The sequence below is a fragment of the Teichococcus aestuarii genome (assembly GCF_003116135.1).
Lineage (GTDB): Bacteria > Pseudomonadota > Alphaproteobacteria > Acetobacterales > Acetobacteraceae > Pseudoroseomonas > Pseudoroseomonas aestuarii.
The window spans coordinates 31988-41965 of the sequence record NZ_PDOA01000026.1 but is presented as its reverse complement, the minus strand read 5'-3'; the positions used below and the strand labels follow the sequence as shown (position 1 = coordinate 41965).

Sequence of the window (9978 nt, the reverse complement as noted above, 5' to 3'; positions counted from 1 at the left end):
GAACCTTTGGGCCCGCCTCAAAGAATGGCGTGCCGTCGCCACCCGCTACGAGAAGACCGCCCGATCCTTCATCGGCATCCTCTGCCTCGCAGCAGCCGCCGACTGGCTCAAGCTCTAACAGGCCCTAGTCGCCATCAGTATATCTGATGCTTTTGATCATTTCTTCCGCGGTTCCGGCGATGGCTCCAAGCGCCTATCTCACTGCCAGACGGCAGGACAACCTGCCCGCCGGATTTCAAGAAGAAGAAAGATCAAAGATCATGCGCAACGTTTCCGCTTTCCGCGCCCTGTTCCTGGCCGCCGGCCTGACGGTGGCCGCCCCCGGCCTGTCGATGGCGGCCGACCTGTTCGACAACGTGAACAACACCCCCATCACCGGCAGCCCCTTCGCCTATTCCATGGCGACGACGCAGGCCTCCGAGCGCGGCCTGCCGGCCAATGTGGGCCAGAGCGCCTCGCCCAGCGGCAGCCCGCTGGTGGCCTCGGTGAGCACCACCGAGCGGCACAACGCCACCGGCCGTGTCCCCGGCCCCGTGGGCAACAGCGCCTCGGCCCAGGGCGGCTTCGGCACCGGCCCGCGCCTCGGCTGAGGCAGCCTCCGGGCTCAGGCCCGGGCAGGCGCGATGTTCTCTGAAAGGGCGCCCCGCCGGACGGCGGGGCGCCCTTTCCGCATGCGCGGTGCTCAGGCCGCCGCCAGGGGCTGGACGCCGTGATGGGCCAGGGCCTGGCGCATCCGGTTGACCAGCCACCGCCCGGCGACGCCGGGCGGCCGGCTGCGCTCATGCACCACATGCAGCGGGATGGCGAAGCCGTTCTCCTCGAACAGATGCAGCCGCTTGAGGCGCCCCTCGGCGACATGCGCGGCCACCATGTGCTCCGGCATGTTGCACCAGCCGAAGCCCTCCAGCAGGAAGGCCAGCCGGGTGTTGAGGTCGGCGAAGCGCCAGTGCTGCGGGCTGATCACGCCGCGTGACCAGTTGCTCTTCGGCCCGCCATCGGTCAGCACCAGCTGGACATGCATGGCGAGTTCCTCCCGCGCCAGGGGGGCCTCCAGCCGGGCCAGCGGGTGGCCGGCGGCCACCACCGGAATCATCGGCACGTTCATCAGGAAGTCCACCGCCAGCTCCATCGGCCCGACCGCCTCCACCGGATAGATGGCCAGCCGCACCGTGCCGTCCCGCAGGTGCCGCTCGGGCGAGCTCAGCCCCTCGGTCAGCAGCGTCACCGGCAGGTTGGGGAATTCCTGCCGCAGCGCCTTCAGCGCCTCCATGGCGGGGGCGGGGGGCATCAGCGGGTTGATGGCGATGGTCAGCTCCGGTTCCAGCCCGCCCGTGATGCTGTCGGCGCGGGCGCGCAGCACCTCGGCCTGCTTCAGCATCAGCCGCGCATCCTCGATGATGACGCGCCCTGCCTCGGTGGGCGTGGGGCGCCGGCCGGTGCGGTCGAACAGGGAGAGGCGCAGCGTGCCCTCCAGCGCCTGGATCGACTGGCTGACCGCCGACTGCACCCGCCGCAGCCGCCGCGCCGCCGCCGAGAAGCTGCCCGTCTCCGCCACGGCCACCAGGACGCGCAGCTGGTCGAGTGTCAGGGGGTCAATCATCCATCTCTCCGGCTGATGGGTACGATCATTTATTCAGCAGTTTTGATGATGCCGCTGGGGGCCCATCTCTCTCTGCGACGGTGGGCGATCCCGCCAGAGCCTGAGCAACACACGAGATGAGAGACACGATCATGCGCAACGTTTCCGCCTTCCGCGCCCTGTTCCTGGCTGCCGGCCTGACGGTGGCCGCCCCCGGCCTGTCGATGGCGGCCGACCTGTTCGACAACGTGAACAACACCCCCATCACCGGCAGCCCCTTCGCCTACTCCATGGCGACGACGCAGGCCTCCGAGCGCGGCCTGCCGGCCAATGTGGGCCAGAGCGCCTCGCCCAGCGGCAGCCCGCTGGTGGCCTCGGTGAGCACCACCGAGCGGCACAACGCCACCGGCCGCGTTCCCGGCCCCGTGGGCAACAGCGCCTCGGCCCAGGGCGGCTTCGGCACCGGCCCGCGCCTCGGCTGAGGCAGCCAGGCCCGCGATCTCAGGGCGCGTCTTCATCCGGGAGGCGCGCCCCGGGCGCATCATGGGGCCGGCTGGGGGCCGGTGCGGGCGAAGCGCGCCCGCTGCCAGGCCATCGCCAGCACCACCGCCAGCAGCCCCAACGAGACGGCCGCGACGGCCGCGTCGAACTCCCGCTCCACGGTGTTGGCGTAGAGGATGCCCACCAGCGCCCAGGCCACCGCCGCCGCATACCAGGGCGAGCCCTGCGCCGCCCACAGCACCCCCAGCACCAGCCCCCCGGCGGCGAGCAGGATCAGCACCGCCGCCAGGGTCTCGCCCGCGCCGTCCGGCTGGATGGCGCCGCTGATCCGCGCCGCCCCCGCGATGTTGGCGAAGCTGGCCACGGAGACCCAGCCGGCCATCAGCCCCACCAGCGGGCGGATGATCCAGCGCTCCGGCCAGGCCGGGCCGCCCGCATGGGCCGGCAGGCGGCGGTTGATGAAGAAGGCAGTGAGGCTGGCGGCCAGCATCAGCAGGATGATCAGCACGAGGTGCCAGCCATTCTCGGTCAGCGCCGCCACCACCATCCAGAGGTTCGAGCAGGCGAAGGCGGCGGCCAGCGGCCAGCCCAGCCGGCGCGCCGCCAGGCTGTCCCGCCCGCCGGAGGGGAGGAGCTGCCAGATGCCCCAGGCGATGCCGAGGGCGAAGATCACCCCCCAGATGGAGAAGGCATAGCCCGCCGGCACCACCGGCGTCTGGCTGCGGGCCGACATCTCGGCCATGGTGTGGCCGATGCCGAAGACCGGCGCCATGGCGCCGGCCAGCGGCTGCAGGATGGGCAGCACCAGGTTCAGCAGGGTGCGGGTGTCGTCGCGGGTCATGCGGGCCTTCCGGTGCGGTGTGCCGGGGGGAGGCGCCTCCCCCGCTCTGGGCAACGCCAGAGGTGGCGGCCGGTTGGCCGGCTGTGAAGGCGCGTTCCGGACATGAAAACGCCCGCCCCGTCATCCGGGGCGGGCGCCGGCGTTCCAGCCCAGGGCCGTGCGGGGCCCGGGCGCACCGCTCAGGCCGCGGCCTGGTGCGGGATGCCCTTCTCGTCGAGCAGCGCGGTCAGCTCGCCGTTCTGGAACATCTCCATGATGATGTCGCAGCCGCCGACGAACTCGCCCTTCACGTAGAGCTGCGGGATGGTCGGCCAGTTGGTGAAGGCCTTGATGCCCTCGCGGATCTCGGCATCCTCCAGCACGTTCACGCCCTTGAAGGGCACGCCGACGTGGGAGAGGATCTGCACCACGCGCGCGCTGAAGCCGCATTGCGGGAAGACCGGCGTGCCCTTCATGTAGAGCACCACCGGGTTCTCGGTGATCTCGGACTGGATGCGGTCGAAGGTCGGGTTGCTCATCGGGAAATTCCTCAGGAGGCCGCTTGCGGGGCGGAGGTCTGCAGGGCGAGGGCGTGCAGCGCCCCGCCCATGCGGCCCTGGAGCGCCGCGTAGACGAGCTGGTGCTGCTGCACGCGGGAACGGCCGCGGAACGCCTCGGACACCACGGTGGCGGCGTAGTGGTCGCCATCCCCCGCGAGGTCCTCGATCGTCACCTGCGCGTCCGGCAGGGCCGCCTTGATCAGGGCTTCAATCTCGGCTGCCGGCATCGCCATGCGGGGTCTCCTTCGTTGCGGGGCACTGCAAGGTTAACGAGGCAAGGTTAGCGGGCCATCAGGCCGGGCAGGAAGCGCTCATGCGCCTCCCGCAGGCGCGCCACCGATATGGCGTCGGCGCCCGGCACAACCAAGTCCCCACCCCCGGCGCGGCCGATCCGGCGGGCCGGCACGCCGGCAGCCTGCGCGGCCGCCAGCAGCGCCGCCGCGTCGGTGGTGGCCAGCAGGTAGCGGCCCTGGTCCTCGCCATACCAGAAGGCGTGCGGAGGGATGCCCCCCGTCAGCGTTTCCCCGGGCGCCGGCTCCAGCGTGGCGCCGGTCTCGCCTTCCATCGCCATCTCGGCCAGCGCCACCAGCAGCCCGCCATCGGCCAGGTCGTGGCAGCCGGCCACGGTGCCGGCGAGGATCTGCGCGCGGACGAAATCGCCATGGCGGCGCTCGGCGGCGAGGTCGACCGGCGGCGGCGCGCCCTCCTCGCGGCCCGCGATCTCGCGCAGCCAGAGGGACTGGCCGAGCCAGCCCTTCGTCTCGCCCACCAGCACGATCTCCTGGCCGGGGCGCAGCGCGTAGCCCACGGCCTTGGCCGCATCCTCGATCACGCCCACCGCGCCGATGGCGGGGGTGGGCAGGATGCCGCGGCCCTCCGTCTCGTTGTAGAGCGAGACGTTGCCGGAGACGACGGGGAAGTCGAGCGCGGTGCAGGCCGAGGCCATGCCGCGCACGGCGGCGGCGAACTGGCCCATGATCTCCGGCTTCTCGGGGTTGCCGAAGTTCATGTTGTCGGTGATGGCGAGCGGCAGGGCGCCGGTGGCGGTGATGTTGCGCCACGCTTCGGCCACCGCCTGGCGGCCGCCCTCCTCGGGGTCGGCGGCGCAGTAGCGGGGGGTGCAGTCCGTGGTCATGGCGAGAGCCCGGGCGCTGTCCTCCAGCCGGACGATGGCGGCATCGGCGGCGCCGGGGCGCTTCACCGTCTGGCCGCCCACCGTGCTGTCATACTGGTCCCAGATCCAGCGGCGCGAGCAGAGGTCGGGCGAGCCGATCAGGGTGAGGAGCGCGGGGGCGATGCCCGCCGGGTCCGCCACGCCGGCGGCGTCCAGCACCGGCTGCTTCGGCGTCTCGGCGGTGGGGCGGTGGTAGAGCGGCGCCTCGCTCTCCAGCGGCGCCAGCGGGATGTCCGCCTCCAGCGCGCCCTTGTGGCGGATGACGATGCGGCCCGTGTCGGTCAGGTGGCCGATGACGGCGAAATCCAGCTCCCACTTGCGGAAGATCGCCTCGGCCACGTGCTCCTGGCCGGGCTTCAGGATCATCAGCATGCGCTCCTGGCTCTCGGAGAGCATCATCTCGTAGGCGCTCATGCCCGTCTCGCGCTGGGGCACGTCGTCCAGCACCAGCTCGATGCCGACGCCGCCCTTGCCCGCCATCTCGACGGAGGAGGAGGTGAGGCCGGCCGCCCCCATGTCCTGGATGGCGACGATGACGTCGGTCGCCATCAGCTCCATGCAGGCCTCGATCAGCAGCTTCTCCGCATAGGGGTCGCCGACCTGGACGGTGGGGCGCTTCTCCTCGCTGTCGGCGCTGAACTCGGCGGAGGACATGGTGGCGCCGTGGATGCCGTCGCGGCCCGTCTTGGAGCCGACATAGACCACCGGGTTGCCGATGCCGGCGGCGGCGCTGAGGAAGATGCGGTCGCGCGGCGCGATGCCGACCGTCATGGCGTTGACCAGCGGGTTGCCGTTGTAGGCGGGGTGGAAGTTCACCTCGCCGCCCACGGTGGGCACGCCCACGCAATTGCCGTAGCCGCCGATGCCGCGCACCACGCCATCCAGCACCTGCCGCGTCTTGGGCAGGGACGGGTCGCCGAAGCGCAGCGCGTTGAGGTTGGCGATGGGCCGCGCGCCCATGGTGAAGACATCGCGCAGGATGCCGCCCACCCCCGTGGCCGCGCCCTGGTAGGGCTCGATGAAGCTCGGGTGGTTGTGGCTCTCCATCTTGAAGATGGCGGCCAGCCCCTCGCCGATGTCGATGACGCCGGCATTCTCGCCCGGCCCGTGGATCACCCAGGGGGCCTTGGTGGGGAGCTGCCGCAGCCAGACGCGGCTGGACTTGTAGGAGCAGTGCTCGGACCACATCACCGAGAAGATGCCGAGCTCGGTGAGGGAGGGCTGGCGGCCGAGGATGGCGAGCGCGCGCTCGTGCTCCTCGGGCTTCAGGCCGAATTCGGCGGCGAGCTGCCGGGCACGCTCGGGGGCCAGCAGTTCGGGGGCGGGGCGGCCGGCAGGGCTGGGGGCGGGGCTGGACATGGGGGCCTTGTCGTCACCCGCGCGGCGCTTGTCCAGAGGATGTTCCATCAGCCCCAGCCCAGCCGCACGCTGCGCGGAATGCGGCGCCGCCCGGCGGCGTTTTTCGCCAGTTGCCGCAGGCTGGGCAGGGCGGTTTCCAGCAGGCCGGGCGGGGCGCCGGGGCGCGCGAGATGGCGCAGGGCGCGGTTGCAGGTTTCGGACAAATCCGGGTCCGGCAGCAGCCAGGGCGGGCCGGGCAGGGCCTGGCGGATCTCCAGCCTGCGCGCCAGCAGCATCAGCGGCGGCCCCGCGATGCGCAGCGCCCGGCGGCAGGCGCGGGCGATGACGGCGCGCAGCCCCTGGAGCGGATGGCGGGGGCCGGCCTCGGCCAGCGCCTCCAGCAGCCGCTGCCACAGCCCGGCATGGGTCAGCCGCCGGAAATAGCGCGCCACGGTCTCCGCCTTGCCGAAGCGTTCCGGCAGTTCCCGCCAGGGGGCGTGGCTGGCGGCGATGTGGAAGATGCCCTCCATCCGGGTCCGCAATTCCTTCAGCGGGCGGCCCTGCGGGGAGCGGTGCAGGAGGAAGGGCAGCAGCGCCAGCCACTCCGAATCGCTGATGCCGGTGAAGGCGGGGGAAGGGCCGGGGCGGGAAGGGCGGGGCGGGGGGCGCATGGCCGGGAGTCTAGCGCGGGGTTGGAGCTGTAGGCAAGTATTCCTATAAACCCGATTGCCTGCGCGGCCGCCTTGCGCTGTAAAACGACCGCTTTACACTCCGGCCATGGACAAGCGGATGGACATCATCGCGGCCGCCGTCGCCGCCTTCGAGGCGGATGGCTTCCGGGGCCTGGGCGTGGACCGGGTGCTGGCGCCCTCGGGCGCCTCGACCCGCACGCTCTACAAGCATTTCGGCTCCAAGGAGGGGCTGGTCCTCGCCGTGCTGGAGGAGAGGCACCGCCGCTTCGCCGAGGCGCTGGAGGCGGCGGCTCCTGAGGGAGCCGGCGAGGGATCGGGGGCGGAGCCGGTGGCGGTGCTGTTCGACACGCTCCGCCGCTGGCTCGGCGAGCATGGCGCGCGCGGCTGCATGCTGCTGCGCGCCCGCGCCGAGTATGCCGGGGCCAGCGACGAGATCGTGGCCCTCGTCCGCCGCCAGAAGCAGGAGTTCCGCGCCCTGGTCGCCACCCGCGTCGCGGCCGCCCTCGGGCGGGAGGATGCGCGGCTCGCGACCCAGATCTGGCTGCTGTTCGAGGGCGCGACGGCGGCGGCGAGCGTCGCCGAGCCCGAGGTGGTGGAGGCGGCGAAGGCGGCCGCCGCCGCGCTGCTCGGCGCCGCGCGGGGCGCCGCCGCATGAGGCCCGCCGCGCGGGACGGCAACCTCGTCGCCGCGGGCTTCGCGCTCACCGCCCTGACCTACGGGCTGGGCCGCTTCGCCTATGGCCTGCTGCTGCCGCAGCTTCGCGAGGCGCTCTCCCTCGGCACGGTGGCGGCGGGGTGGATCGGCGGCGGCGCCTTCGCGGCCTATTGCGCCGGCGTCCTGCTCGCGGCGCTCGGCGGAGACCGGCTCGGCGAGCGGGGCGTGGCGGTGCTCGCCGGCCTGACCGCGACGGCCGGGCTCGGCCTCGTCGCGCTGGCGCCTTCCGTGCCGGTGCTGGGCGCCGCCCTGGCGCTCGCCGGGCTCAGCACGGGCCTCACCTCGCCGCCCCTGGCCTCGGCCGTCGCGCGCCGCTTCGCGGCGCCCGCGCGCCCGTCGGCGAACGGGACGATCAACGCCGGCACCGCGGCCGGCATCGTGCTCTCCGGTGCCGCGGCCCTGGCCTTCGCGGCGGCCTGGCGCGAGCTCTACGCGCTGTTCGCCCTGGCCGGCGCCGCCGTCACGGCCTGGCTGTGGTTCGCGGTGCCGCCCGGGCGCGATGGCCCCTCCGCCGGCGCGCCGGCGCGCGGGCTGGCGCGGCCGGGCCTCGCCCCCCTCTGCGCGGCCGCCTTCCTCATGGGCGCTTCGAGCACCGTGGTCTGGACCTTCGGCGCCGACATGCTGCGCGGCGAGGCCGGCTTCGCCGGGGCGCGGATCGCGGCCGCCTGGATGGTGCTCGGCCTCGGCGGGCTGGCCGGCGGGCTGACCGGCCGTCTCGTCGGCCATCTCGGCACCGGCCGCGCGCACCGCCTGGCGCTCTCCGGCATGGTCCTCGGCTATGCCCTGCTGGCCATGGCCCCCGCCCTGCCGACGCTCGCCTTCGCGGCGATGGCGCTGTTCGGCGCCGCCTATATCGCCTCGAGCGGCGTGCTGCTGATCCGCGGCACCGCGCTGCTCGCCGACCGGGCGGGCCTCGGCCTCGGCATCCCCTTCCTGGCCATCGCGGTCGGCCAGATGGTGGGCGCGCCGCTCCTCGGCGCGGTGCTGGCGGGCAGCGGCGCGCTGGCCGCGCTGGCGCTGTCCGCGGCGCTGGCCGGCGGCGCGATGGCGTGGCGGATGGGCGCGGCGCCGCAACCCGCCGCCGCCGCCCCGGTTGCTTCCCGGCACCAGAAGGGAGACCGGCCATGACCAGTTCCAAGCACCCGAAGGGTCAGCACAGCGCCGAGGAGCGCGAGAAGGGGCTGATGCAGGACACGCCGCAGCCGCCCGGCGACCTGGAGCGGAACCCGGGGATCGGCGCCTCGAAGGGCACCTTCGGGCGCGGCACGGACCCGGAAGTGCTGCAGGGCGAGAACACGGATGAGGGCGACACGCTGAACGACACCACGGCGCAGGGCGGCGTGAACCCGGCGCAGCGCGGCCGCGGCAACCGCTGAGGCGCCGCCGCCGCACCCGGCGGGCGTGACGGGTGGGGGAGGGCCGGGCGGCCCTCCCCTCCGGTCAGCCCCGGCTCAGGGCCAGCCGACGCCGCCGGTCTGGCCGTAGATCTGCCCGGTGATGTAGCTGGAGGTGGCCGCCGCCAGCTCGACATAGGTGGAGGCGAGCTCCACCGGCTGGCCGGGGCGGCCCATCGGCACGGTGGTGCCGAAATTTTTCAGCCCTTCCTCCGTCTGCCCGCCGCCGACCTGGAGCGGCGTCCAGAACGGCCCCGGCGCCACGCCGTTGACGCGGATGCCCTGGCCGATCACCTGCTTCGCCAGCGCCTTCACGAAGGCCTCGTTGGCGGCCTTGGTGCAGGCATAGTCCAGGATCATGGGCGAGGGGCGGTCGGCGTTCACCGAGGAGGTGACGATGATGGCGGCGCCCGGCGGCAAATGCGGCAGCGCCGCCTTGGTCAGCCAGAACATGGCGTAGACATTGGTCTTCATCGTCTGGTCGAGCTGCTCGGTGCTGATGTCGGCCAGCTTCTGCTGCGCGTGCTGGTAGGCGGCGTTGCTCACCAGGATGTCCAGCCCGCCGAGCTGCTCGCGCGCCTGCTCCACCAGCCGGGTGCAGAAGGCCTCGTCGCGCAGGTCGCCGGGGATCAGCACGGCCTTGCGGCCGGCCTCGCGGATGTGGCGGGCGACATCCTCGGCGTCCGGCTGCTCGGCCTCGAGGTAGTTGATGGCGACATCCGCCCCCTCCCGCGCATAGGCGATGGCGGCGGCGCGGCCGATGCCGGAATCGCCGCCGGTGATCAGGGCGCGGCGGCCGGCGAGGCGGCCGGAGCCGCGGTAGGAGGCCTCACCGCAATCCGGCACCGGGTCCATCTTCGATTGCAGGGCGGGCCAGGGCTGGGACTGCGCCGGGAAGGGCGGCTTGGGGAAGCGGTCCTGCGGGTTGGCGAGGACAGGCGCGCCCGTGGGGGCGGGCTGGCCGGCCGGGGCGGCGCCCTGCGGCTGGGTGGCGGCCGGCTGGGCGGCGGCGGGGCGGGCGGCGGCGAGGCTGCCGGCGGCCAGGCCTCCGGCGGCGAGGCCGCGCACGAGGTCTCGGCGGGAGGCGGGGGGCGTGCTGCTCATGGGGCGGTTCCGGTCAGGAAGGGGGGAGAGGCCGAGGGGCCGCCCGCGCGGGGGCGGGGGTGGCGGCGCCGCTGGGCGCCGCCCGGACGCGCTCAGAGGGCG

12 protein-coding genes and 1 pseudogene are annotated in these 9978 nt (G+C 73.5%); 6 read left to right on the top strand and 7 right to left on the bottom strand.

What is annotated here, in order from left to right; genetic code table 11:
- Both CR165_RS21925 and CR165_RS21920 read left to right on the top strand, forming a co-directional pair.
- Nucleotides 1-118: pseudogene (locus CR165_RS21925) on the top strand (IS5-like element ISMex42 family transposase); the annotation flags it as partial.
- Between the two features lie 142 nt (nt 119-260).
- Complete coding sequence (locus CR165_RS21920) at nt 261-590, top strand: glycosyl transferase family 39 (RefSeq protein ID WP_109519045.1); 330 nt, start codon at nt 261-263, stop codon at nt 588-590.
- A 92-nt stretch (nt 591-682) separates the two neighbouring features.
- Here CR165_RS21920 and CR165_RS21915 read toward each other — a convergent pair whose 3' ends face one another.
- Nucleotides 683-1600 carry a LysR family transcriptional regulator gene (locus CR165_RS21915; protein ID WP_109519046.1) on the bottom strand — a complete coding sequence of 306 codons (918 nt, stop codon included), beginning with the start codon at nt 1598-1600 and terminating at the stop codon, nt 683-685.
- A gap of 131 nt (nt 1601-1731) precedes the next feature.
- Between CR165_RS21915 and CR165_RS21910 the strand changes: the two genes are divergently transcribed.
- Nucleotides 1732-2061 carry a glycosyl transferase family 39 gene (locus tag CR165_RS21910; protein ID WP_109519045.1) on the top strand — a complete coding sequence of 110 codons (330 nt, stop codon included), beginning with the start codon at nt 1732-1734 and terminating at the stop codon, nt 2059-2061.
- Between the two features lie 59 nt (nt 2062-2120).
- Here CR165_RS21910 and CR165_RS21905 read toward each other — a convergent pair whose 3' ends face one another.
- The 5 genes from CR165_RS21905 to CR165_RS21885 form a co-directional block, all read right to left on the bottom strand.
- Nucleotides 2121-2921 (bottom strand): hypothetical protein, encoded by an 801-nt coding sequence (locus CR165_RS21905; protein ID WP_109519044.1) that lies wholly within the window; start codon nt 2919-2921, stop codon nt 2121-2123.
- Between the two features lie 179 nt (nt 2922-3100).
- Nucleotides 3101-3439 carry a Grx4 family monothiol glutaredoxin gene (grxD, locus tag CR165_RS21900; RefSeq protein WP_109519043.1) on the bottom strand — a complete coding sequence of 113 codons (339 nt, stop codon included), beginning with the start codon at nt 3437-3439 and terminating at the stop codon, nt 3101-3103.
- An 11-nt stretch (nt 3440-3450) separates the two neighbouring features.
- Nucleotides 3451-3693 (bottom strand): BolA family protein, encoded by a 243-nt coding sequence (locus tag CR165_RS21895; RefSeq protein ID WP_109519042.1) that lies wholly within the window; start codon nt 3691-3693, stop codon nt 3451-3453.
- A gap of 47 nt (nt 3694-3740) precedes the next feature.
- The gene (gene purL / locus CR165_RS21890; RefSeq protein WP_408887548.1) at nt 3741-6041 is read right to left on the bottom strand and encodes a phosphoribosylformylglycinamidine synthase subunit PurL; all 2301 of its coding nucleotides are present in this window, start codon (nt 6039-6041) and stop codon (nt 3741-3743) included.
- Nucleotides 6041-6643, bottom strand: coding sequence for a transposase (locus CR165_RS21885; protein WP_109519041.1), 603 nt, complete (start codon nt 6641-6643; stop codon nt 6041-6043). The genes purL and CR165_RS21885 overlap by 1 nt, the downstream gene beginning before the upstream one ends.
- 118 nt (nt 6644-6761) lie before the next feature.
- On the opposite strand from CR165_RS21885, the gene CR165_RS21880 reads away from it, so the two are divergent.
- The 3 genes from CR165_RS21880 to CR165_RS21870 are packed head-to-tail and all read left to right on the top strand — an operon-like array spanning nt 6762 to nt 8754.
- Nucleotides 6762-7319, top strand: a complete 558-nt coding sequence (locus CR165_RS21880) for a TetR/AcrR family transcriptional regulator (protein WP_219929827.1) — start codon at nt 6762-6764, stop codon at nt 7317-7319.
- The gene (locus CR165_RS21875) at nt 7316-8506 is read left to right on the top strand and encodes an MFS transporter (RefSeq protein ID WP_109519039.1); all 1191 of its coding nucleotides are present in this window, start codon (nt 7316-7318) and stop codon (nt 8504-8506) included. The genes CR165_RS21880 and CR165_RS21875 overlap by 4 nt, the downstream gene beginning before the upstream one ends.
- Nucleotides 8503-8754, top strand: coding sequence for a hypothetical protein (locus CR165_RS21870; protein ID WP_181378293.1), 252 nt, complete (start codon nt 8503-8505; stop codon nt 8752-8754). Before CR165_RS21875 ends, CR165_RS21870 begins: the two co-directional genes overlap by 4 nt.
- Nucleotides 8755-8829: 75 nt before the next feature.
- Here the strand turns inward: CR165_RS21870 and CR165_RS21865 are convergent, their stop codons facing one another.
- Entirely contained in the window at nt 8830-9876 is a 1047-nt protein-coding gene (locus CR165_RS21865) for an SDR family oxidoreductase (RefSeq protein WP_109519038.1), read from the bottom strand.
- Between the last annotated feature and the right edge of the window lie 102 nt (nt 9877-9978).